Source organism: Oryzifoliimicrobium ureilyticum, from assembly GCF_037199735.1.
GTDB classification, from domain to species: Bacteria; Pseudomonadota; Alphaproteobacteria; order Rhizobiales; family Rhizobiaceae; genus Rhizobium; species Rhizobium ureilyticus.
This window is the reverse complement of the sequence record NZ_JBBBVQ010000001.1, coordinates 547,058-569,155: the sequence shown is the minus strand read 5'-3', so window position 1 is coordinate 569,155 and position 22,098 is coordinate 547,058. Positions and strand designations below refer to the sequence as shown.

The following is a 22,098-nucleotide window of genomic DNA, read 5'->3' as shown; positions in this document are numbered from 1 at the left end:
GCTCAGGAATTGATGAAAATCCTTCAGCGCATTCATCCAGCGTTTGAGCGGCAAGTACAAGTCACGCCGTGTTCAAAACGGCGATAAGTGACGTACGGCCTGGATGTGAGGCCCATCAGGGCGCTGTTCACAGAATGGTCACACATGACAAAAAAAATTGAAGAACCCATAAATTTCACCAAGGAAATATCGCAAATGCCAGCCAAACAGCGTAGAGGATTTTCGCGTTGCACATGAGGGCGATGCTTATGGGCGTTCAAAGGCAGGCATGAGACTACTCGAGACATATATCGTCAGGCGCGTAGGACAGATGTTCTTCGTGGCGCTGCTGCCCGTGCTGGCCATCATCTGGACCACCCAGGTGCTTCAGCGTATCAACCTAGTAACAGATAGTGGTCAGTCGATCGGCTCCTTTGCCAAGCTCGCGACCCTCATCCTGCCTTCAATCATTCCCGTCGTTCTTCCCTTTGCTCTGGTCATCGGCATCACGCAAACACTGACGACGATGAACAATGATTCGGAGCTGACAGTCATCGATGCTGCGGGCGCGCCGAGGAGCATTCTCTTTCGGCCAATCCTCATCCTCGCATCGGTCATCAGCGCCTTTTCTTTTGTGACTGACAACTTTATCGAGCCCGTGGCCAAAACAGGCGCGAGGCAGATGATTGCCGCTGCCTACGCGGATCTTCTCTCGACAGTGATTGAAGAGAAGAATTTCAGGCGCATCGACGATAACCTCTATGTTCAGATCTCCGAACGCCTTTCCGGCCGGATACTGAAGGGTCTATTTGTCGTCGATGAACGCGATCCTCAGTTCGAGCTTATCTACTACGCGCGCGAGGGAGCCGTCGATGCTGCCGGAACATCGCTCATCATGCATGATGGCGAGGTTCACCGCAAAACAGTCGACGGCAACGTCTCCGTCATCAAATTCGATTCCTATTCATTCGATCTGTCGGACCTTACGCAGAACCGGGGTACGGCGACGCTGCGCGCAAGCGATCGCAACTTGGCATTTCTGTTGCGTCCTGACCCCGACGACAAAGATGTCATAGCCAAACCAGGAAGTTACCGGGCGGAGTTGCATCGCCGTCTCACAGACTGGGCGCTTCCTCTTGTCTTTGCTCTGATCTCGCTTGCTGTTTCGGGAGATGCGCGGTCACATCGCGAAGCGCGTTTGCATCCGATGATCGCCTCGCTCATTTTTGCTTTCGGCCTTCGCTGGGCCATGTTCTATGCCGGGAACCAGATCGACGGCAAACCGGCCTTTATCGGTATCCTCTACGCTATCCCTATTGCGGCATCGGCGATTTCACTGACCTTCATGAACTTGCATACACGGCTGTCCTTTACCGACAAGGCGAGCGACAAGATTGCTACGTTTTGGCGAGGGCTGCAGCGGCGCTTTAATCGCGGCGCTAACGGCCAAAGTGGAGGCAGCGTATGATCTTCGGCACGCTCGGACGTTACTTCTTCAAACGGTATTTGATTACGACGGGTTGGTTCTTCCTGGGCGTGATCGGCATCGTCTATCTCGTCGACTTCAGCGAAACGGCAGCGCGCATGTCGGGCCTGCCCGGCTATACGATTCCGGGCGCGCTTTTGTTGACTGCTGTTCGCCTGCCCCTCATCCTTCAGCAGACAGTTCCCTTCATTGCACTTTTCGTCGGAATGACCGTCCTGATAGGCCTCAACCGGCGATACGAGCTCGTTGTTACTCGAGCCGCCGGCATTTCCGTATGGCAATTCATCTCACCCTTCATCGCCGGCGCGTTTTTTCTCGGCATTGGTGTAATGGCGGTCCTCAATCCGCTCGCCGCGTGGGGACAAAAGAAGGCCGAGTTTTTCGAGGCGGACTGGCGGGGCGGTTCATCGTCACGCGGTACACCGCAGTTGCCATGGATACGCCAGATCAGCGATGGAAACGACATCATCATTGGTGCCGACAAAATCGTCGATAACGGCACCTTATTCGTGAAGGCAGTCTTCATTCATTTTGATTCGGACGGGCGCATCATTTTGAGACAGGATGCATCCACGGCAAAATTGGAAGATGGTTACTGGCTTCTTAAAGATGTAATCGAGCGCCGCCCCGGTGAAGTTGCGCATCGCGCGCCGGAAGTGCGGGTCAGCACCGATTTGAAACAAGATTTCCTAAAGCAACGGCTGACTAACCCGGAAACCATTGCTTTTTTTGAACTTTCGCACCGCATCGCAGTCGCGAAATCTTTTGGCGTGCCGACCAAGGCATTGGAGACGCAGTTCAACTTCCTGCTCTCGCAACCTCTGCTCTTGATCGCCATGACACTCATAGCTGCAACAGTGACTCTGAAATTTAGCCGGTTCAACCAGTCTCGCTCCGTGATTCTGGGTGGCATAGTTTCAGGCTTCGTGCTTTATGTGGTCACTGTGCTTGTGAAGGCATTTGGGAGCAGTGGGGTCGTTCCACCATTTGTTGCGACATGGATTCCCGTGATCGTCGCTTTGGCATTGGGCGCCACCATCTTGCTTCATCAGGAGGACGGCTAAGTGGCGGCAGGCAACCGCGTTATTATTGGTAAATTGTCCGTTGCCCTGTTAGCGGGTACGGCTCTGCTTGGCTATGCCGGAAGCACAACTTACGCGAGCGCACAGCAAGTTCCTGTGCCTGCGAAACTGCAGCCGAGAGTCAGTGACGATTCGCGCATGCAACTCGCTGCAAACGAACTCGTTTACAACAAAGATAACCAAACGGTATCTGCCGTTGGTGGCGTTCAAATCAATTACGGCGGCTATCATATGGTCGCGCAGCGGGTTGAGTATAATCAACAGACGCAGCGTATGATGGCCTATGGAAACATCGAGCTTATTGCGCCTGACGGCAACCGCATCTATGCGGACAAGCTCGACATCACGAACGATTTTGCCAACGGTTTCGTCAATTCGCTTCGAATTGAAACCACTGACAATACCCGTATCGTCGCGGAAAGCGGCGAACGCGTTAACAGCACCCAGATGATCCTGAACAAGGGCGTCTACACAGCGTGCCTTCCCTGCTCGGAGAATCCGCAGCGCGCGCCGTTCTGGCAGGTCAAGGCCGAACGCGTTGTTGAAAATGGCGAAACGCATACAATTCGACTGGAGAAGGCTCGCTTCGAGCTTTTGGGACAGCCGATCGCCTATATTCCTTGGATCGAAGTTCCCGATAACACGGTCAAGCGCAAGTCGGGCTTTCTGTTTCCGAGCTTCAGCACGTCGCAGCGCCTCGGCTTCGGTGCATCGATCCCGTATTACTATGTCATTTCGCCTAGCATGGATGCGACAGTAACGGGCACCGGCTACACGAACCAAGGCTTCTTGCTGCAAGGCGAGTTCAGACAAAGGTTCGAAAACGGTACCCACATACTGCGAATGGCCGGTATCGACCAGGCTAACCCTCAAGATTTTGTGGCTGGCACCAGTGACGCGCGCGAAGATTTTCGTGGAATGGTGTCCTCGAAGGGGGACTTCAAGATCAATCCGCGCTGGACGTTCGGCTGGGACGTCATGGCTCAGTCGGATAACAACTTCTCTAGAACCTATAATCTCGAGGAACTGAGTGATCGTGTTCACATCAACCAGACATACCTGACTGGCCTTGGTGACAGGAATTACTTCGATCTTCGGGCGTTCTACTTCGACATTCAGGACTCAGATCCGTCCAGTTCGCTGGAAAAGCAGCAGGCGATCGTCTATCCGGTCCTCGACTATCATTATGTCGCGCCACAACCGGTCTATGGCGGCGAGCTTTCTGCCGATGTCAATTTCACCAACCTGTCCCGGCGTCAGCAAGACGATACGTTCGGTGTCGCCCGCTATCCGGGACTTGAAGGTGATTATGCGCGACTTTCAACCGAAGTTGAATGGAAGCGGACCTTTATTACGCCTGCAGGCGTCCTGCTGACGCCTCTCTTAGCGGCACGCGGCGATGCACTGTCTGTGAACATGGACACTCCGGTTGGTTATACCGGCAATCTGGACAATGATGACTTTGCCACACGCGGCATGGTAACCGCTGGTCTAGAAGCACGGTATCCGATCCTCGCGACGACTGACAACAGCACTCATCTGTTCGAGCCTATTGCCCAGATTTATGTGAGGCCGAACGAGACATTGTCGGGTCGGTTGCCCAACGAAGACGCACAGAGTTTCGTTTTCGACGCGACGAACCTGTTCGAGCGCGATAAGTTCTCCGGATACGACCGTATCGAAGGCGGCACGCGCGCCAATGTCGGTATTCAATACACCGGCACCTTCGATAATGGCTACAAGCTGCATGGTCTGTTTGGCCAATCGTACCGCATAGCCGGACAGAATCCGTTTGCGGCCGCTGATTTGGCTGGTCCAAGCGGTGTATCGGGTCTTGAGTCAGATGTGTCCGATTACGTCGGGATGGCTGGTATCGAAACGCCAAACGGGTTTTCGTTTGCCGCCTCCTACCGGCTCGATCACAAAGATTTCTCGCTCAACCGCAGCGACCTGACGGCGGGCTTCGAAACGGATTATTTCCAGAGCCAGTTGCTCTACACGCATCTCGCTCCGCAGCCTGCCTATGGCTACAACGAAAGTGGCGACGAGCTTCAGGCCAAGGGCACGGTGAAGTTCAAGGACTACTGGTCGATTTTTGGCGGGATTGCCTGGGATCTGAACAACGACGTTATCAGCAAGAAGTCGTTGGGGATCTCATATGAAGATGAGTGCACCATCTTCACGATCGCGTATGTCGATCGTCGTGATGAAAGCAATCAGGCGGCAAGTAACTGGAGTGTTGGCGCAAAGCTGACCTTCCGGACTTTGGGCGATGTCAGGGTCGGCTATTCCGACGACGGCCAGAAGAATATCTACAATAATTGATAGTTTAGCAGGCGAAAGAAAAGCGTAAGCCTTTCTTTCGCCTTACGCCTGTTTCAGGAGGTTGCCGCAGATCAATATGTGGGGCATAGCTGGGCCGACGAAATTTGGGGCGGCAAAGGCTTGTCGGGCGAAATTACGCCGGCGTTCGGCAGTGGCGAATTCATACCCGCTCTGTCGTAGAGCGGCGGTTCCTAGCGGGAAGGAGCTTTGGATGCTTGGGGCGAAAAGAACCTTGGCTGTGGTTATAGCGGCAACGCTTATGAGCGTGCAGGCCATCGGCAGTACCGCTTTAGCCGCGGTCAGTGAGGTTAAAGTCGTTGTAAACGGTACTGCCATCACCAGCGGCGATATCGCCAAGCGCATGGCGTTCCTGCGGCTCCAGCATCAAAAGCCAGACATGAAGACCGCTGAAGAGCAGCTCGTTGACGAAACATTGAAGCGTCAGGAAATTGCCCGGGTCAAGATGTCGGTGTCCAAGGAAGACGTCGACGCTGCTTTTGCTCGCTTTGCGACAGGTAACAAGCTGACACCACAGCAGATGTCCCAGATCCTTGATCGCGCCGGTGTAGGCGCAGATCATTTCAAAGGCTTCATTGCCGTGCAGATGAGCTGGCCGCGGCTTGTCAATGCCCGTTATGGCGCAGCCGGCAAAATGTCGAATGCCGATCTTGTCGCGCGCATGATGGAAAACAAGCAGAAGCCGGTCGTGACGGAATATATTCTGCAGCAGATCATTTTCGTCATTCCACCGGCAAAGAAGAATGCTTTGACGGCCAAGCGCAAAAGCGAAGCTGAAGCATCTCGCGGAAAATATCCAGGGTGCGATCAGGCGAAAACCTTTGCAGCAACGATGCGCGATGTTTCCGTGCGGGATCTTGGCCGCATGCTCGCACCTGAGATACCGGAAGATTGGCGTCCGCTGGTCGAGCAGGCAAAGGGCAGCACGACGACAACGCGCGTCACTGATAAGGGCGTTGAATATCTCGCAATCTGCAGCCAACGTCAGGTGAACGACGACCAGGCCGCGGCGATGGCGTTCCGTGAGGAAGATTTGAACAAGGCAAAGGCTGACAAATCGGCACCTCCCGAAAACGAGAATTCCAAGAAATATCTGGATGAGCTGCGGAAGAAAGCGCAGATCATTTATCAATAATGGCAGAAATCAATGCGATTTCTCGCCCGCTGGCCGTTAGCCAAGGTGATCCTGCGGGCATCGGACCGGACATTGCCCTAACGGCATGGCTTCGCCGACACGAACTCGGATTGCCATCCTTTCTTGTGGTTGGCGATCCTAGCGTTCTTGAAGTGAGGGCGCGTCTGCTCGGTCTCAATATTCCAATTGCGAGGGTCGAGCCTCAAGAGGCAAATGAGCATTTCGCCAATGCGCTGCCCGTCGTTGCCATCGACACCGGTATACCGGTCGCACCGGGCGAACCGCATCCGGCAACCGCTCAGGCGACGATCAAAGCAATCGAGACCGCTGTTCATCTGACGATGACGGGTGTTACTCTCGGGGTCGTGACGAACCCGATTGCGAAATCCGTTCTTTATGAGGCGGGCTTTCCGTTTCCAGGTCACACGGAATTTCTGGCTGACCTTGCGCAAAAGGCGACGGGCAAAGTGGTTCGCCCGGTTATGATGCTGTCGGGACCGAAACTGAATGCCATTCCGGTAACCATTCATATTCCGCTGAAAAGCGTTGCTCAGAATCTTTCGGTCGGCCTGATTATCGAAACATGCCGGATTGCAAATGCCGACCTGAAAACCAAGTTCGGCATCGAACGGCCGCGTCTTGCCGTTGCAGGGTTAAATCCACATGCCGGCGAGAACGGCGCAATGGGAACCGAGGACGTCGATATCGTCCAATTGGCAATTGAGGCTCTCCGGTCGGAGGGAATCGACGCCAGAGGGCCATTGCCGGCCGATACGATGTTTCATGAAGCCGCACGCCAGCATTACGACGTAGCGATCTGCATGTATCACGATCAAGCGCTTATCCCGGCAAAGACGCTTGGCTTTGACGATGCTGTGAATGTGACTCTCGGCCTTCCCTTCATTCGCACATCGCCCGACCATGGTACAGCATTTGGAATTGCCGGAAAGGGCGTTGCAAAAGACACAAGCTTCGTCGCCGCTTTAAAGCTTGCTTTCAAGCTCGGCCGCGGCGCCGCGGGGAATGGCTAATGGCAGCACTCGACGGCTTGCCTCCCCTGCGGGATGTCATCAATCGTCATGGCCTGGATGCCCGCAAGGCATTAGGTCAGAACTTTCTTCTCGATCTCAATCTGACGCAGAAGATTGCGCGCACCGCTGGTCCCTTGGATGGTGTGACAGTTTTCGAAGTTGGTCCTGGACCAGGTGGCCTTACCCGCGCCATCTTGGCGCTCGGGGCAAAGAAGGTTGTGGCGATCGAGCGCGATCCGCGCTGTCTTCCTGCCCTTCAAGAGATCAGCGATCACTACCCCGGCCGGTTAAGCGTCATCGAGGGCGATGCGCTAAAAATCAACTTTGCTGCGCTTGCTGCAGAGCCGCCGATCCGCATCATTGCAAATCTTCCCTATAATGTCGGGACACAATTGCTGTTGAACTGGCTGCTGCCTTCCGCATGGCCGCCATTTTGGCAATCAATGACCTTGATGTTCCAGAAAGAGGTCGGGCAGAGGATCGTCGCTCGGGCAGACGACAACCACTACGGCAGGCTTGGTGTCATCTGTGGCTGGCGCACGGAAGCGCATATGGCCTTTGATGTTCCGCCACAAGCATTCACACCGCCTCCTAAAGTCACGTCCACGGTCGTTCACATGACGCCGCGCGCACATCCTCAGGAATGCGACGTCAGCAAGCTTGAAACCGTGACGCAGGCTGCCTTTGGTCAGAGGCGCAAAATGCTGCGTCAAAGCTTGAAATCGATTGGCGGCGAAGCCCTCTTGGCGCGCGCTGGCATCGATCCGCAACGTCGCGCGGAAACGCTCAGTATCGACGAGTTCGTTACGATCGCCGATCATCTTGCCGATGGCGGGAGAACGAACAGCATAACATCGCCATCTGCGACAACCTTCGAATCCGACATAGCAAAGGACCTCGATCATTCATGAGCGAAGCGCCTCGCCCCCACAATCAAAAAAATCGTATCTTTCTTCTGTGGGTTTTATGTATCGCGACAGGTGCCGTCATCGTACTCGGCGCACCGGTTCTGCCGGAATCCACGCTGTCTCATGAATTCATCGAGGCTTTAGGCGCTGCGCTAGTCTTTACGGCTGTCATGGGTCGGCTCTGGAGTATTCTTTATATCGGCTCGAAGAAGAATGCGGAGCTTGTCACGATCGGCCCCTACTCCATCAGCAGAAATCCCCTTTATCTGTTCTCGATATGCGGATTGGTCGGAACTGGGCTTATTTTCGGCTCCGCCGTTCTGACGATCGTTCTCTTGCTCGTTGCCTGGATGATATTCCGACAGACGGCGCTGGCAGAGGCAAAGTTTCTTCGCGCTAAGTTTGGGGCGGCTTATGAGGCCTATGCGGCCGAGACACCACTCGTACTGCCCAAGCCGAGCCTTTACAAAAGCGGTAGTGAAATCACCTTCTCTGCAAAGGCCCTTGGACGAACCTTCCGCGACTGCCTGCCTTTTCTCGCACTTTATCCAATGATTGAGCTCACTGAGCTTGCAAGAGCAGCTGGCGTGCTCAAGCCGCTCTTCCATCTTCCATAAACTCAGGCGGACGGCTCTGGCTGGAAAGCCAAATGCGAAATAGAACTGGCTCCAAATCCTGTGGGAGCGGTTCCGGTAACGGCGTGCTAAAGGCTCTGTAAATCAGGTTCTTCCTCGACCAATTTTGTCACGAAATCGAACATTCCGTGGCGACGGTCTCGGCGCAGGCGCTCTGCTTTGACGATGGACTGAATGGAATCGAAAGCAGCCTGCAGATCGTCGTTGACGATCACGTAATCATATTCTCGCCAGTGCTCGATCTCGGCGCGTGAATTGGCAAGACGCGTGCGAATAACCTCTTCGGTATCTTCCGCACGCCGGTGTAAACGCGACTGCAGTTCCGTCATGCTAGGAGGCAGAATAAAAATAGAGACGACGTCGGCCTTCATCTTTTCCTGTAGCTGCTGCGCGCCCTGCCAGTCGATGTCGAACAGCATATCCCTGCCCTCGCCCATGGCTTCCTCCACGGGCTCCCTCGGCGTCCCGTAGAAATTACCGTGAACCTGCGCCCACTCGAGAAGGGAATCGCTGTCGCGCCGCCGCTCGAATTCGCGCTGCGAAATGAAGTGATAGTGTACCCCTTCGATCTCGCTCTGACGGCGCGGCCTTGTCGTTACGCTCACGGAAAGGCTTATTTGCTTATCCTGGTCCAAAAGATTGCGGGCAATCGTGGATTTTCCCGCTCCCGAGGGCGAAGAAATGACCAGCATCAAACCACGACGGGCGATTTGAATGGGCGAGACAGGGGTCGGTTTCATCTTCGTCTTACTCCAAATTCTGAACCTGTTCGCGAAACTGGTCGATGACCACTTTCAGCTCGATGCCAGCGGCTGTGACCACCGAAGCATTCGATTTGGAGCATATGGTATTCGCTTCCCGGTTAAATTCCTGTGCAAGAAAATCGAGCTTCCGTCCAGTGGCGCCACCTGCCGCCAGCAAATCACGGGCCGCTTTGACATGGGCCTTTAGCCGATCGATTTCTTCACGCAGATCCGCCTTCGTGGCTAGAAGCGCAGCTTCCGCGTAAAGCCGCTCCCGATCGAGGCTTGAGCCCGTTTCCATCAACGCGTCCAGTTGCACACGCAAACGTTCCGCGATTTCGGCAGGCTGCCTTGATTTGTCCGACTCGATAATTGCGGTGAGTCTTTCTATAGTTGCAACGTGCTCGAGAAGAACAGTCGACAGGACCTCACCCTCGCGCGCGCGCATGCTGCCCAGGTCATCGATAGCTTGGGAAAGGCCGGAGAGGATATCTTGATCGCGTGCGGCGATTTCATCCTCTTGATCCTGCATCTCGCGAAATTCCACAACGCCCCTTATGGCTAGCAGCGTGTCGAGCTTAATCGGCGAGGCATCGATGACACCGCTCAGTTTTTCCCGAAGATCGAGTATCGCGGCAAGCGCCTCCTCATTGACGACGGTTTGAACGCGATTTTCCGATGAGGTTAATGAGAGGCCAGCTTGGATATTGCCGCGACTGAAGCGCTCGGAAAACAGACGCCGGACGTCGTTTTCGAATTTCTCGAAACCCTGAGGCAGCCGCAGCCGGACATCGAGACCCTTGCCGTTGACCGATCTCAACTCCCAGGCCCAACGCCAACGGCCGCTTGTTCCTTCAGAGCGGGCAAAGCCCGTCATGGATTGTAGAGCCATGATTTTTTTCAATTAATTTGTCCGTCTTTTCTTCGGGGCGACAGGGGCATCTTGCGCTTCGGCCGCTTGGCCATCAGGCTGACCGTCAACCGCCACATTGGGGTCAACACCCTTGTCAGCTTCAAGCTTACGCCAGCGTTTCACATTGGCGTTATGCTCTTCAAGAGTCGCCGCGAAGACATGGCCTCCAGACCCATCGGCCACGAAATAGAGGTCATTCGTCTTCCAAGGGTTTGCCACCGCTTCAAGTGCATCTCGCCCCGGATTGGCAATAGGAGCAGGCGGAAGACCTTTGATCATATAGGTATTATAGGGTGTTTCCTTGCGCAGATCCGATTGATAGATTGGGCGGTCGGCCGGTTTACCGTCGCCGCCGAAAAGCCCGTATATGACGGTGGGGTCGGACTGCAATCGCATTCCCTTTTGCAACCGGTTCAAAAAGACTGACGCAACGTGTGCCCGCTCGTCCGGAACACCGGTTTCCTTTTCGACAATGGAAGCAAGCGTTACGAATTCCTGCTTATCCTTAAGAGGTAGATTTGGATCGCGCTTGTCCCAGATCTGGTCAACAAGCTTTTCCTGCGCAGCCTTCATCTGTTCGATGATCTCTGCACGCTTGGTTCCGCGTGAAAATTTGTAGGTGTCGGGCCGTAAATTTCCCTCTGGTGGCAAGGCGGCGGGCACATCCCCTTCCAATACCTGATCCTCCATCATGCGATTGAACATCTGACGCACGGTGAGGCCTTCAGGGAACGATACTGAGTAGAGGATCGATTTGCCGGACTTCAGCAACTCCATGATATCGTTCATGGAGGCATGGGCTTTGATTTCATACTCGCCGGTTTTGAGCGTCTCGCCTTTTTTCAACTGTGCAGCCGTCATGAAGCGAAAGATGCGCGCGTCCGATATGATGTTGTTGCGCTCAAGCGTCGTCGCAACCTCACTCACGCCCGCGCCGGGACGAACGATGAAATTGGTGTTGGTCTCCAGGGGGCCGGGAGCCTGATAGGAGGAATTGACGTAGTAGATGACCAGCACGGCGGCCGCAGCGCCGAGTACAGCAAGCGTCATCAGGAAGTTCAGAAAGAGAACGACCTGTCCGCGGGCCGTCTTAGACCGTTTCGGTGGGTCTGGAACACGTTCGGGACGCAATGCTTCCGTGGGCGATTTGGGAATGATTGGTCCCCTTTGCCCAGCCTGTTGTTGTTCAGCATTGATCTCGTTAATTTCGCTCACCGGAACTCCTTTAGGGCACCGGCGCGAAATTCGCGTACAACGCCCCTACCGTTGATTCTCTGCATGACATCCCCGGAAAATCATCGTTGATTTTCTCAAAATGCCCAGGAGATACCTTTTGCAGGCGGATCGAATGTGGGTAAGCCATCCCGATCACTCAGCCGCACCGACAAGGCGCGACAAACGCCTTCGCCACCATATCCTATCCCAGTTCGCTTCTTGCCGAACATTGCGGCAAAAAGGCGGGTATGGAAGCCGGCGACATCACCGACTTCACATGGCTTGGCCCCGCGATTTGCTACGCGACGTAGCGACGAAGCACGACCGATGCATTGGTGCCGCCAAAGCCAAAGGAATTTGACAAGGCGACGTTGATCTCGCGCTCACGGGCTTTGTGAGGAACGAGGTCAATGGCCGTTTCGCGCTCTGGATTGTCGAGATTGATCGTGGGTGGCGCAATGTTATCGCGGATGGCGAGTGTTGCAAAAATTGCTTCGATAGCGCCCGCCGCTCCAAGCAAGTGACCTGTCGCGGACTTTGTCGATGACATCGATATCTTCGAAGCCGCATCTCCGACCAACCGCTCAACGGCACCTAATTCAATCGTATCTGCCATGGTCGAGGTGCCATGCGCGTTGATGTAATCGACATCTGCCGGCGTCAGTCCTGCGCGCTTCAGCGCCATGGTCATGCAGCGCTCTGCGCCTTCTCCATTCTCGGAAGGGGCGGTTATGTGATAGGCGTCGCCAGAAAGACCATAGCCGATCACTTCAGCGTAGATCTTCGCGCCACGGGCTTTCGCATGCTCCAGCTCTTCCAGAACGACAATGCCAGCGCCTTCGCCCATCACGAAGCCGTCGCGATCACGGTCGTATGGACGCGATGCCCGCTGAGGATCGTCATTATACTGGGTTGAAAGTGCCTTGCAGGCTGCGAAACCAGCCAAGGAAATTCTGCTGATCGGGGATTCTGCACCGCCCGCTACCATCACATCGGCATCGCCGAGAGCAATGAGGCGAGCAGCGTCGCCGATGGCGTGAGCTCCTGTCGAACAAGCCGTCACGACCGAATGATTTGGGCCACGAAGTTTATGCCGAATGGACACCTGGCCGGACACAAGATTGATAAGGCGGCCCGGAATAAAGAACGGCGAAATGCGACGCGGACCCTTGTCGCGAAGCGTATAGCCCGCCTCCACGATGCCTTCGATGCCGCCGATTCCCGATCCGATCAAAACGCCCGTCGCGATCTGATCTTCATCGGACTGCGGGTGCCAGTTGGCATCGGTAAGAGCCATATCGGCTGCTGCCATACCGTAGATGATAAAAGGATCAACCTTGCGCTGCTCTTTCGGCTCCATCCAATCGTCGACATTGAATGTGCCATTGCTGCCGTCCCCGACCGGGATGCGACAAGCAATTTTCGCGGGAAGATCTTCGACTTCAAACTCCGTAACAAGCCGAGCGCCGCTCGCGCTCGCAAGGAGCCGCGACCATGTCACTTCCGTGCCACAGCCCAAGGGAGATACCATACCGGTACCTGTGATCACGACCCGTCTCATGGACCCCCGCTATTCCATTACGCAGAAATAAAAAGGGCGGACTCACGGCCCGCCCTTTATAAAAAGCAGAGATTTAGGCCTGTGCCTTCTCGATGAACTTTACGGCGTCGCCAACTGTCAGGATCGAATCGGCAGCGTCGTCAGGAATTTCGACGCCGAATTCTTCTTCGAAAGCCATTACCAGTTCGACCGTGTCGAGCGAGTCGGCGCCAAGATCATCGATGAAGCTGGCGCTTTCGACGACTTTATCGGCATCGACGCCAAGATGATCAACAACAATTTTCTTTACGCGTTCTGCGATATCGCTCATGTCGGTTTCCTCGACCCTGTGTCTGATCGGAATGCCTGTCGGCATTCACCCTGTTCTACGCCTGCGATGCATCTTTGGCATCCTCGGCAAACTCGTAAGTCCGGTTCCCGGGACCCGGCGACATAAAAATGACCTCCGATTCCCTCAAGTTCACGGGAGACTGCTCACAGTCATTGGCCCGCTTAACATGCTTTCTCGCTGCCGCAAAGCCAGAAAATCAACCGGCACGACCCGCAGCGAAGTTATGCTCGGATTTATCGTCGTCGCGCGTTTCTTCTGTCAGATCATAGCCATGCCGCCATTGACGTGCAAAGTCTGGCCCGTCATGTACGCGGCCTCTGACGAGGCAAGATAGACGACCGCCGATGCGACTTCGGCGCCCGAGCCCATGCGGCGCATCGGAATCGCGCCCATGATCGCTTCTTTCTGCTTCTCGTTGAGCTTGTCCGTCATCGCGCTTTCGATAAAGCCGGGAGCAACGCAATTCACGGTCACGTTGCGCGTGGCAATTTCCTGCGCCAACGATTTCGTAAAGCCGATCATACCGGCCTTGGATGCGCAGTAGTTTGCTTGGCCGGGATTACCGGTAACGCCGACAACGGATGTGATGTTGATGATACGGCCATAGCGGCGGCGCATCATTGGATGGGTCAACTCCCGCGTCAGGCGGAACATCGCCGTCAGGTTGACTTCAATGACATTGTCCCAGTCCTCATCGCTCATCCTGACGAATAGGCCGTCTTTGGTAATGCCCGCATTGTTGACAAGAATATCCACACCGCCAAGATCAGCTTCAGCCTTCTGGCCGAGGGCCTTGACTTCATCTCGATCAGAAAGATTAGCGGGAAAAACATGAACGCGCTCACCGAGCTCGTTCGCAAGCGCCTCGAGCTTCTCGACACGCGTGCCATGCAAGCCGACGAGCGCGCCCTGACGATGAAGAAGCCGGGCAATTTCTTCGCCTATACCGCCAGAGGCGCCCGTCACGAGAGCCTTACGGCCGGAAAGATCGAACATATGAATTCCTTTCTACAGCTTCCAAGCGCCTGACAAACTGATTCAAACCAGCGCGCTAAGTCATTGTTGCATCTATCAAGCGAGCCTGCTTGAGCGCTTAAACTCACCCGAGAAGAGACGCCAAAACCGTATCGATATCAGCGGCGCCGTTGACAGCGATCCCGTTCACGGACTTATCGATCCGACGCGCCAACCCCGTAAGCACTTTACCCGAGCCGATTTCATAAAGCGTGATGACGCCATTGGCGCCGAACCATTCAACGGTTTCGCGCCAGCGTACCTGCCCCGTGACCTGCTCGACCAAAAGCTCGCTGATGCGGTCTGCGTCACTGACAGGCGCAGCAAGGACGTTGGCGATCAGCGACACACTTGGATCGGACTTGCTGACTTTCGCAAGGGCCTCCTTCATCGCATCGGCGGCTGGCGCCATCAAGGACGAATGAAAGGGGGCCGAAACCGGGAGAAGGATGGCTCGCTTAGCACCGCGTTCGGAAGCCAGCGCAGCAGCCTTTTCAACCGCAGCCTTTTCGCCGGACACGACGATCTGGCCGCCGCCATTATCATTGGCAATCTGGCAGGCACCTTCGGATGAAGCCTCGCTGCAGATAGCCGCAACGCCAGCATCATCAAGTCCGATGATCGCTGCCATGGCCCCTTTTCCAACAGGAACGGCAGCCTGCATGGCATTGCCGCGAATACGGAGAAGACGCGCGGTATCGGCAAGCGTGAAGGTCCCGGCGCAGCAAAGGGCAGAATATTCGCCAAGCGAATGTCCAGCGACATAAGCGACCTTACTCTTAAGATCGAGCCCACGCGCCTCAAGCACTCGGACGATGGCCATCGAAACAGCCATCAATGCGGGCTGAGCATTGGCCGTCAGGGTCAGGGTCTCTTCTGGACCGTCGAACATGACGGAGGAAAGTTTCTCACCAAGCGCGTCGTCCACTTCTGCGAAAACTTCTCGGGCTTCCGCAAAGCTTGCGAAAAGTTCTTTTCCCATGCCGACGGCCTGACTTCCCTGTCCTGGAAACGTAAAAGCCACTGTCATGTTTTCGTCCCTTGCGTTTATTTTTGGCAGTTTTCGCCTCAATCGGCGTTCTTTCAACCCGAGTCAAGGGTCGGCGCGAGACGCCGCCCTCTGTGTCAAGTGCGCAAAAGGCCGGAATAGCTAGTTGCGCTGCAGCAAATTAGGCTTAAATTCGCCGCGCTTCAAACTTCCAGCTCTTTCATTTGTAAGGGTGTGATTATTTCAGGGTGCAAATATGAAATATAAGCGACTTGGCCGCACGCAGATGTCTGTCTCGGAGATTTGCCTCGGCACCATGACTTGGGGCAGCCAGAATAGCGAAGAAGATGCGCATGCGCAGATGGATCGTGCCGTTGAGAAAGGCGTCAATTTTTTTGATACGGCAGAGCTTTATCCGACGACGCCTTTGTCAGCCGATACGCAAGGCCGGACGGAAGAATACATCGGCTCCTGGTTTACAAGGACCGGCAAGCGCAGCGACATTATCCTTGCCACGAAGGTTGCTGGTCCTGGCCGCTCCTATATTCGCGGGGGCGAAGGCGCCAATGCCAAGAACATCAAGATTGCAGTCGAAGCCAGCCTGAAACGCCTTCGCACCGACTACATCGATCTTTACCAGATACACTGGCCTAACCGAGGCCATTTCCACTTTCGGCAGGCCTGGGGATACGATCCGTTCAAACAAGATCGAAGCATCGTCCAGGACGACATCCTGGCGATTTTGCGAACCTGCGGCGATCTCGTCAAAGAAGGCAAGATTAGAGCGATCGGACTTTCAAACGAGTCCACCTGGGGTACGCAGAAATATCTGACGCTTGCAGAGATGCATGGCTTGCCGCGAGTTGCCAGCATTCAAAACGAGTATAATCTGCTCTACCGGCATTTCGATCTCGATTTGGCAGAGCTTTCACACCACGAGGATGTCGGTCTGCTCGCCTACTCCCCACTTGCTGCCGGTTTGCTGACAGGCAAATACCAAGGCGGCGAGAAGCCCTTAGGCAGCAGAGGATCGATCAATGCCGACCTTGGCGGCCGACTTCATCCAATGCAGGATGAGCCGACGCGAGCCTACATCGAGATCGCGAGAAAATATGGGCTCGATCCAGCAGCAATGGCAATTGCATTCTGCCTGTCGCGGCGCTTCATGGCATCGGTCATCATCGGAGCCACGTCGATCACGCAGCTCGATACCGATATCAGTGGTTGCGACATAACGCTTTCGCCCGAAATTCTGAAGGAAATCGAGGCGGTGCATCGGCAATATCCCGCGCCGATCTGAAGCTTGCGGTGCGCTTTCGCGGATAAAAAGGCCTGCAAAGAGGCATTTGTCCTTGTCAAAGGTCGAAAAACCCGTATAAGCGCGCTGCTCGCAAGTCCGGTCTTCTGGCTGGTGGCTGAACGGAGGGCCGGCAATCAAAACAGATTGTCGTTCGGAACGGAAGCGTTCCAGCCTCCCGTGTCTCCGCTCTCGACCGTCTCGGAAACGCTTTTCTTGCTCGGGTTTTGACCCTGTAGGAGCAGTCGTTGAGGCTTAGCCGCTCGAGGCCGGATGAAACAACGCAAGAAAGGCAAAGCTGTCATGGCTCTTTATGAACATGTATTCCTTGCCCGACAGGATATTTCCTCGCAGCAGGTCGACGCCCTCGTTGAACAGTACAAGGGTGTGATCGAAGCTAACGGCGGAAAAGTCGGGCGTATCGAAAACTGGGGCCTCAAGTCCCTTACCTACCGTATCAAGAAGAACCGCAAGGCACACTACGCTTTGATGGACATCGACGCTCCGCCTGCCGCCGTGCAGGAAATGGAACGCCAGATGCGCATCAGCGAAGACGTTCTTCGTTACATGACGATCGCTGTTGAGAAGCATGAAGACGGCCCGTCTGCCATGATGCAAAAGCGCGATCGTGATGATCGTGGCCCCCGCGACGGCGCCCGTGGCCCTCGCGACGGTGGCGATCGCGGCCCTCGCGAAGATCGCCCACGCCGTCCGCGCGAAGATCGTGTATAAGGAGAATAGATAATGTCTGACGTTTCCTCTCCCGTACGCCGTCCGTTCCATCGCCGTCGCAAGACGTGCCCTTTCTCGGGCGCGAATGCACCGCGGATTGACTACAAGGACGTTCGCCTTCTGCAGCGCTACATTTCCGAGCGCGGCAAGATCGTTCCTTCGCGTATCACGGCCGTATCCCAGAAGAAGCAGCGCGAACTCGCTCAAGCGATCAAGCGCGCTCGTTTCCTCGGTCTGCTGCCTTACGTTCTCTCCTAATCGAGAGTGATGAGATTGAGCGGAGAGGCTGTGCTTCTCCGCTCTCCCTTCCGCGATGGGCGCGGATCGGAACCTTAAACCCCATGTTGAGGCCTTTTCGAGCCTATTCGAAAATCCTCTAACTGCTTAAGCAAGCAGGACAGCGATCTCGTGAACACAGTCTCTGCCAAAAAGATATCGATCGGCGTTCTCGCCGGATTGACTGCCGCCCTTCTTTTGTTGGGTGCGGGCAAGCAGATGTCTGTGATTTCCGTGCTGATCATCTATACCGCTTCAGCTTTGCCGATCTTGATTGCCGGGCTCGGTTGGGGCAACTCGGCAGCGATTGCGGCCGTTGCGGCTGGAGCTGCTCTCAGCTCCGTGCTTGTTTCCCCGCTTTATGCGCTCGCTGTGACGCTGGCTGCTCTTTGCCCAGCCGCCTGGCTCAGCCACCTTGCCAACCTGGCGCGGCCTGCAAGCGAACTGGGTGGACCTGATCATCTCCTCGCATGGTATCCGCTGTCGGACATCCTGCTGCATCTTTGTGGGCTGCAGGCGGTCGCTTTAATTGTCGTTGGTTTCGTGAGCGGCTACGATCCTGAAATCGTGCGGCAGGTTGTCGACGTGCTCGCCCAGACGTTGGCGGCACAAGAGCCATCCGTTAAAATGGATCCGGAAATCATCGCTCAGTGGAAGGTCATCCTGCCCATTATGCTGCCGATCTTCATGGGCGGCATGTGGGTTTTCATGCTCTTCGCGGCTTATTACATTGCCAACCGCATCGTCAATGCATCGAGCCGCGGTCTTCGCCCACGGGAGGATGTACCTTCCTCGCTGCGAATGAACCGCAATTCGATCTTCATCTTTTTGACCGGCCTTGCCTTGTCGTTTTTTGGCGGCAGCTTGGGCTTGATCGGTCTCATTGTCGTCGGGACCTTCGGCGCAGGCTTCCTGCTATCAGGCTTTGCAGCGCTTCATTTCCGCACGAGGGGCAAGGATTGGCGCCTGCCGGTCCTCATCCTTTTATACCTGACTTCGATCGTTGTGGGATTACCGCTGCTGGTCGTTCTCGTTATTGGCCTGCTCGACACGCGCAAAGCAATCGCTCTGACGCCAGTTGCATCCGATAAATCCAAATCTTCAGATTCGACATCCTAAGACCCTAGAAAGGACATCAACAATGGAAGTCATTCTTCTCGAAAGAATCGCAAAGCTCGGCCAGATGGGCGAGACCGTAAAGGTTCGCGATGGTTTCGCTCGTAACTACCTCCTGCCGGAAGGCAAGGCACTGCGCGCAAACGCTGCCAACAAGACCCGTTTCGAAGCTGAACGCGCAACGCTGGAAGCCCGTAACCTCGAGCGTAAGTCTGAAGCTCAGAAGGTTGCTGATCAGCTGGAAGGCAAGTCGTTCATCGTCGTTCGTTCGGCTGGCGAAACCGGTCAGCTGTATGGCTCCGTTGCCGCCCGTGACGTTATCGACGTTCTTGCCGCTGAAGGCTTCAATATCGGCCGTAACCAGGTTCACCTGAACACGCCGATCAAGACCATCGGTCTTCATACCGTTGAGCTTCAGCTTCACGCTGAAGTCGAAATCAACATCCAGCTGAACGTTGCTCGTACGGCTGACGAAGCCGAGCGTCAGGCGAAGGGTGAGACCCTCACCTCTGCAGAAGCAATTTATGGCGTTGACGAAGATGCACTGCGTCCTGAAGACTTCTTCGATCCGGATGCTGACAACGCTGAAGAAGACGACGCTTAACTTTTTTCTCAGCCGTTTTTGGCTCGGCTGAAGGCTGTTTGACCCATCGCGCTCGTTATCTCTTTTGGCGAGCGCAATGGATCCCATATGATGAATAGCAGCCTCATGGGTGGTTCCGAGGAACGCGCCTAAAGCTTAAAAGGCTTCGGTTTTCGCGCCGGAGCCTTTTTCTTTGAATCAACGAGGTTGTGCCACGCGTCTGGAGGCGTCGATCCTCAAATCGGTCCCGCGAGCCGCGTAACGATCAACTGTCTTCGACGACCTGAGTGTCGTGTTGCTCACGAAAACTCTGCATGTTGGCTTGCATGGTTCGAACGACCCTCAACGTCGTCAGGAGATCTTCGTCACAAATGCCGGAACAGATCTGCGCTCTGACCTGCCGCGCCAAATCGTCGACCTCACGACCGAGGTCGCGCCCTGATTCGGTTAGGAAAATCTCCTTTGCGCGACGATCCGATCCTGCCACGCGTCTCTGAAGAAGGCCTTGCTTTTCCATCGCATCGAGAATTCGCACCAGCGTTGGGGTTTCAAGCTCGAGCTTTTCCGCAAGGTCTCTCTGATTGATACCTTCCTTCTTATTGAGCATGAAACATACCCGTGCTCTCGGCAACGTCATGTTTCTTTCGCGTACCAAAGAGTCGAAGAGAGACCTCAACTTGCGATTAAACGAGGCAAGATCCTCGAACAGTTCCCGATGCAACCCCAATGTTTCCCCCATTTTCTCAGTTTGCAGGCCATCCCCGAGGCCCTGTCTGCAGGCATACCGTCTGGCCGCAATTACGCAAAAGCTTTTATCTTATTCGAACACAAGAATTTGATAGCATCGAATCTGCTGAGCCAGAACGAATCAGAGAGCGCTTTTTGCTCGAAAAGCAATGTCATGCTGATGACGGAGCCTGGGCTGTGGAGAACTCGGACAACTTGTCCAATGATGTCTGTAAGGAAGACATTGGCCGGAGTTTGAATTAAAGGTTGGAGACACGGCCTCTGGCCTAGGCTCTCATCACCCGAACCAGAACGGAATGACCATGAATGACCTCGCACGGAAGCTTTCCGCCGTGACCGCAGCCGACCAGTCCTATCGGGAAGCACCTAACAATATCGAAGCTGAGCAGGCTCTGCTCGGCGCTATCTTGATGAACAACGACGCATATTATCGCGTCTCTGACTTCCTTAAGCCCATCCACTTGTATGAGCCGCTGCACCGAAGAATTTTTGAGGTCGCCGGCGATATCATCAGGATGGGCAAGATCGCCAATCCAGTTACGGTCAAAACCTTTCTGAAGGCGGATGAAAAAGTCGGTGATATCACCGTATCGGAATATCTAGCGCGCCTGGTGCGCGATGCCGTGACGATCATCAACGCCGAAGATTACGGCCGGGCGATCTATGATCTCGCTATCCGGCGCGCCTTGATCACCATCGGCGAGGACATGGTCAACATCGCATATGATGCACCGCTCGATATGCCACCTCAAGCGCAGATAGAAGATACCGAACGCAGGCTTTTCGAACTGGCTGAAACCGGTCGTTACGATGGTGGCTTTCAGGCTTTCAATGATGCGGTTGCGCTCGCCATCGATATGGCCGCAGCAGCGAAGGAGCGTGACGGCGGCCTATCAGGCATTTCCACGGGCATCCATTCCTTAGATGGCAAAATGGGCGGATTGCAGCGCTCGGACCTTATCATTCTCGCCGGGCGTCCGGGTATGGGTAAAACGTCTCTGGCCACCAATATCGCCTACAATATCGCCGCAGCTTACGAAGGCGAGGTCCAATCGGACGGCAGCATGAAAGCCAAGAATGGCGGCGTTGTCGGTTTTTACTCGCTCGAAATGTCTTCGGAACAGCTGGCAACCCGTATCATCTCTGAGCAGACGGAAGTGTCTTCGTCGAAAATCCGACGTGGCGACATCAACGACGCTGACTTCGAAAAACTCGTCGCCTGCTCGATGATGATGCAAAAAGTACCGCTTTACATCGACCAGACCGGTGGCCTGTCGATCGCACAGCTTGCCGCCCGTGCGCGCCGGCTTAAGCGTCAGCGTGGCCTTGACGTGCTTGTGGTCGACTACGTCCAGCTTATGACCGGCTCTAAAAAGGCCGGTGAAAACCGCGTTCAGGAAATCACGGAAATCACCACGGGACTGAAGTCGCTGGCCAAGGAGCTCAATGTTCCGATCGTCGCGCTGTCGCAGCTGTCTCGTCAGGTGGAAAGCCGCGACGACAAGCGACCGCAACTCTCGGACCTACGTGAATCGGGATCTATTGAGCAGGACGCCGACGTCGTGTTGTTCGTGTTCCGCGAAGAGTATTACGTCAAGAATCAGGAGCCGCGTGATCCAAACGATCCCAAATATGCGGAATGGGAAGCCCTGTTCGACAAGGTCAAAGGTACCGCTGATGTAATCATCGCCAAGCAGCGTCACGGACCAACAGGCACCGTAAAGCTTGCCTTCCAGTCGGAGTTCACACGCTTTGCGGATTTGGCGGACCCATCCTTCATTCAATATGAAGAACACTGATACAATGATAGGCCGCTCCGCATATCGGAGCGGTCTTTCGTTCCTGGTCTTCGTTCAAACGCTACGGTCGATCCTGCTTGCCAATTTCGGCGCTTCATAAGATGCGACTGAAAGCGGACATCTCTCGATATGATCAAGATTTTATGCCTGCGCGAGCCATACTTGTCGGGCAAGCTTTATCCTT

Annotated in this window: 21 protein-coding genes; 13 read left to right on the top strand and 8 right to left on the bottom strand. The window is 55.0% G+C overall.

Annotated features, from left to right (window positions below; translation table 11 throughout):
- Positions 1-268 precede the first annotated feature (268 nt).
- From VQ830_RS02720 to VQ830_RS02690, 7 genes are all read left to right on the top strand, one after another.
- Entirely contained in the window at positions 269-1,447 is a 1,179-nt protein-coding gene (locus tag VQ830_RS02720; protein ID WP_337266505.1) for an LptF/LptG family permease, read from the top strand.
- Positions 1,444-2,529, top strand: a complete 1,086-nt coding sequence (lptG, locus tag VQ830_RS02715; RefSeq protein ID WP_337266504.1) for an LPS export ABC transporter permease LptG — start codon at positions 1,444-1,446, stop codon at positions 2,527-2,529. Before VQ830_RS02720 ends, lptG begins: the two co-directional genes overlap by 4 nt.
- Positions 2,530-4,872 carry an LPS-assembly protein LptD gene (locus tag VQ830_RS02710; RefSeq protein WP_337266503.1) on the top strand — a complete coding sequence of 781 codons (2,343 nt, stop codon included), beginning with the start codon at positions 2,530-2,532 and terminating at the stop codon, positions 4,870-4,872.
- Between the two features lie 259 nt (positions 4,873-5,131).
- Positions 5,132-6,025 carry a SurA N-terminal domain-containing protein gene (locus VQ830_RS02705; RefSeq protein WP_438617151.1) on the top strand — a complete coding sequence of 298 codons (894 nt, stop codon included), beginning with the start codon at positions 5,132-5,134 and terminating at the stop codon, positions 6,023-6,025.
- Positions 6,025-7,056: a 4-hydroxythreonine-4-phosphate dehydrogenase PdxA gene (gene pdxA / locus VQ830_RS02700; protein WP_337266501.1), complete on the top strand. Its 1,032-nt coding sequence runs from the start codon at positions 6,025-6,027 to the stop codon at positions 7,054-7,056. The genes VQ830_RS02705 and pdxA overlap by 1 nt, the downstream gene beginning before the upstream one ends.
- Positions 7,056-7,967, top strand: coding sequence for a 16S rRNA (adenine(1518)-N(6)/adenine(1519)-N(6))-dimethyltransferase RsmA (gene rsmA, locus VQ830_RS02695; RefSeq protein WP_337266500.1), 912 nt, complete (start codon positions 7,056-7,058; stop codon positions 7,965-7,967). The genes pdxA and rsmA overlap by 1 nt, the downstream gene beginning before the upstream one ends.
- Positions 7,964-8,581, top strand: coding sequence for a methyltransferase family protein (locus tag VQ830_RS02690; protein WP_337266499.1), 618 nt, complete (start codon positions 7,964-7,966; stop codon positions 8,579-8,581). Before rsmA ends, VQ830_RS02690 begins: the two co-directional genes overlap by 4 nt.
- Before the next feature lie 86 nt (positions 8,582-8,667).
- Here the strand turns inward: VQ830_RS02690 and gmk are convergent, their stop codons facing one another.
- The 7 genes from gmk to fabD form a co-directional block, all read right to left on the bottom strand.
- Entirely contained in the window at positions 8,668-9,339 is a 672-nt protein-coding gene (gene gmk / locus VQ830_RS02685; protein ID WP_337266498.1) for a guanylate kinase, read from the bottom strand.
- 7 nt (positions 9,340-9,346) lie between these two features.
- Positions 9,347-10,234 (bottom strand): YicC/YloC family endoribonuclease, encoded by an 888-nt coding sequence (locus VQ830_RS02680; protein ID WP_337266497.1) that lies wholly within the window; start codon positions 10,232-10,234, stop codon positions 9,347-9,349.
- Between the two features lie 12 nt (positions 10,235-10,246).
- Entirely contained in the window at positions 10,247-11,470 is a 1,224-nt protein-coding gene (gene mltG, locus VQ830_RS02675; protein ID WP_337266496.1) for an endolytic transglycosylase MltG, read from the bottom strand.
- Positions 11,471-11,768: 298 nt separating this feature from the next.
- Positions 11,769-13,031, bottom strand: coding sequence for a beta-ketoacyl-ACP synthase II (fabF, locus tag VQ830_RS02670; RefSeq protein ID WP_337266495.1), 1,263 nt, complete (start codon positions 13,029-13,031; stop codon positions 11,769-11,771).
- A gap of 73 nt (positions 13,032-13,104) precedes the next feature.
- Complete coding sequence (locus VQ830_RS02665; protein WP_004122114.1) at positions 13,105-13,341, bottom strand: acyl carrier protein; 237 nt, start codon at positions 13,339-13,341, stop codon at positions 13,105-13,107.
- Between the two features lie 279 nt (positions 13,342-13,620).
- On the bottom strand, positions 13,621-14,358 hold the full coding sequence (gene fabG / locus VQ830_RS02660) for a 3-oxoacyl-[acyl-carrier-protein] reductase (RefSeq protein ID WP_337266494.1): 738 nt from the start codon (positions 14,356-14,358) through the stop codon (positions 13,621-13,623).
- 103 nt (positions 14,359-14,461) lie between these two features.
- Positions 14,462-15,406 carry an ACP S-malonyltransferase gene (gene fabD / locus VQ830_RS02655; RefSeq protein WP_337266493.1) on the bottom strand — a complete coding sequence of 315 codons (945 nt, stop codon included), beginning with the start codon at positions 15,404-15,406 and terminating at the stop codon, positions 14,462-14,464.
- A gap of 214 nt (positions 15,407-15,620) precedes the next feature.
- On the opposite strand from fabD, the gene VQ830_RS02650 reads away from it, so the two are divergent.
- The 5 genes from VQ830_RS02650 to rplI all read left to right on the top strand — a co-directional run bounded on the left by VQ830_RS02650 (position 15,621) and on the right by rplI (position 19,389).
- Positions 15,621-16,664, top strand: a complete 1,044-nt coding sequence (locus VQ830_RS02650; RefSeq protein ID WP_337266492.1) for an aldo/keto reductase — start codon at positions 15,621-15,623, stop codon at positions 16,662-16,664.
- A gap of 300 nt (positions 16,665-16,964) precedes the next feature.
- Positions 16,965-17,393, top strand: a complete 429-nt coding sequence (rpsF, locus tag VQ830_RS02645) for a 30S ribosomal protein S6 (protein ID WP_337266627.1) — start codon at positions 16,965-16,967, stop codon at positions 17,391-17,393.
- Positions 17,394-17,405: 12 nt separating this feature from the next.
- Positions 17,406-17,651: a 30S ribosomal protein S18 gene (gene rpsR, locus VQ830_RS02640; RefSeq protein ID WP_337266491.1), complete on the top strand. Its 246-nt coding sequence runs from the start codon at positions 17,406-17,408 to the stop codon at positions 17,649-17,651.
- 150 nt (positions 17,652-17,801) lie between these two features.
- The gene (locus VQ830_RS02635) at positions 17,802-18,788 is read left to right on the top strand and encodes a DUF2232 domain-containing protein (protein WP_337266490.1); all 987 of its coding nucleotides are present in this window, start codon (positions 17,802-17,804) and stop codon (positions 18,786-18,788) included.
- A 22-nt stretch (positions 18,789-18,810) separates the two neighbouring features.
- Positions 18,811-19,389: a 50S ribosomal protein L9 gene (rplI, locus tag VQ830_RS02630; RefSeq protein WP_337266489.1), complete on the top strand. Its 579-nt coding sequence runs from the start codon at positions 18,811-18,813 to the stop codon at positions 19,387-19,389.
- A 244-nt stretch (positions 19,390-19,633) separates the two neighbouring features.
- Here rplI and VQ830_RS02625 read toward each other — a convergent pair whose 3' ends face one another.
- A complete protein-coding gene (locus VQ830_RS02625; RefSeq protein WP_337266488.1) occupies positions 19,634-20,107 on the bottom strand; it encodes a MarR family winged helix-turn-helix transcriptional regulator in 474 nt (157 codons plus the stop codon).
- Positions 20,108-20,417: 310 nt separating this feature from the next.
- Between VQ830_RS02625 and VQ830_RS02620 the strand changes: the two genes are divergently transcribed.
- Positions 20,418-21,914, top strand: coding sequence for a replicative DNA helicase (locus tag VQ830_RS02620; RefSeq protein WP_337266626.1), 1,497 nt, complete (start codon positions 20,418-20,420; stop codon positions 21,912-21,914).
- The last annotated feature ends 184 nt before the right edge of the window (positions 21,915-22,098 follow it).

Excerpts from the sequence above, each read along its gene's own strand:
- gmk (WP_337266498.1), bottom strand. The coding sequence starts at position 9,339 with ATGAAACCGACCCCTGTCTCGCCCATTCAAATCGCCCGTCGTGGTTTG.
- lptG (WP_337266504.1), top strand. The coding sequence starts at position 1,444 with ATGATCTTCGGCACGCTCGGACGTTACTTCTTCAAACGGTATTTGATT.
- fabG (WP_337266494.1), bottom strand. The coding sequence starts at position 14,358 with ATGTTCGATCTTTCCGGCCGTAAGGCTCTCGTGACGGGCGCCTCTGGC.
- VQ830_RS02665 (WP_004122114.1), bottom strand. The coding sequence starts at position 13,341 with ATGAGCGATATCGCAGAACGCGTAAAGAAAATTGTTGTTGATCATCTT.
- VQ830_RS02650 (WP_337266492.1), top strand. The coding sequence starts at position 15,621 with ATGAAATATAAGCGACTTGGCCGCACGCAGATGTCTGTCTCGGAGATT.
- VQ830_RS02720 (WP_337266505.1), top strand. The coding sequence starts at position 269 with ATGAGACTACTCGAGACATATATCGTCAGGCGCGTAGGACAGATGTTC.
- pdxA (WP_337266501.1), top strand. The coding sequence starts at position 6,025 with ATGGCAGAAATCAATGCGATTTCTCGCCCGCTGGCCGTTAGCCAAGGT.
- VQ830_RS02620 (WP_337266626.1), top strand. The coding sequence starts at position 20,418 with ATGAATGACCTCGCACGGAAGCTTTCCGCCGTGACCGCAGCCGACCAG.
- VQ830_RS02680 (WP_337266497.1), bottom strand. The coding sequence starts at position 10,234 with ATGGCTCTACAATCCATGACGGGCTTTGCCCGCTCTGAAGGAACAAGC.
- rpsF (WP_337266627.1), top strand. The coding sequence starts at position 16,965 with ATGGCTCTTTATGAACATGTATTCCTTGCCCGACAGGATATTTCCTCG.
- rsmA (WP_337266500.1), top strand. The coding sequence starts at position 7,056 with ATGGCAGCACTCGACGGCTTGCCTCCCCTGCGGGATGTCATCAATCGT.
- rpsR (WP_337266491.1), top strand. The coding sequence starts at position 17,406 with ATGTCTGACGTTTCCTCTCCCGTACGCCGTCCGTTCCATCGCCGTCGC.
- fabF (WP_337266495.1), bottom strand. The coding sequence starts at position 13,031 with ATGAGACGGGTCGTGATCACAGGTACCGGTATGGTATCTCCCTTGGGC.
- rplI (WP_337266489.1), top strand. The coding sequence starts at position 18,811 with ATGGAAGTCATTCTTCTCGAAAGAATCGCAAAGCTCGGCCAGATGGGC.
- fabD (WP_337266493.1), bottom strand. The coding sequence starts at position 15,406 with ATGACAGTGGCTTTTACGTTTCCAGGACAGGGAAGTCAGGCCGTCGGC.
- VQ830_RS02690 (WP_337266499.1), top strand. The coding sequence starts at position 7,964 with ATGAGCGAAGCGCCTCGCCCCCACAATCAAAAAAATCGTATCTTTCTT.
- VQ830_RS02705 (WP_438617151.1), top strand. The coding sequence starts at position 5,132 with ATGAGCGTGCAGGCCATCGGCAGTACCGCTTTAGCCGCGGTCAGTGAG.
- VQ830_RS02625 (WP_337266488.1), bottom strand. The coding sequence starts at position 20,107 with ATGGGGGAAACATTGGGGTTGCATCGGGAACTGTTCGAGGATCTTGCC.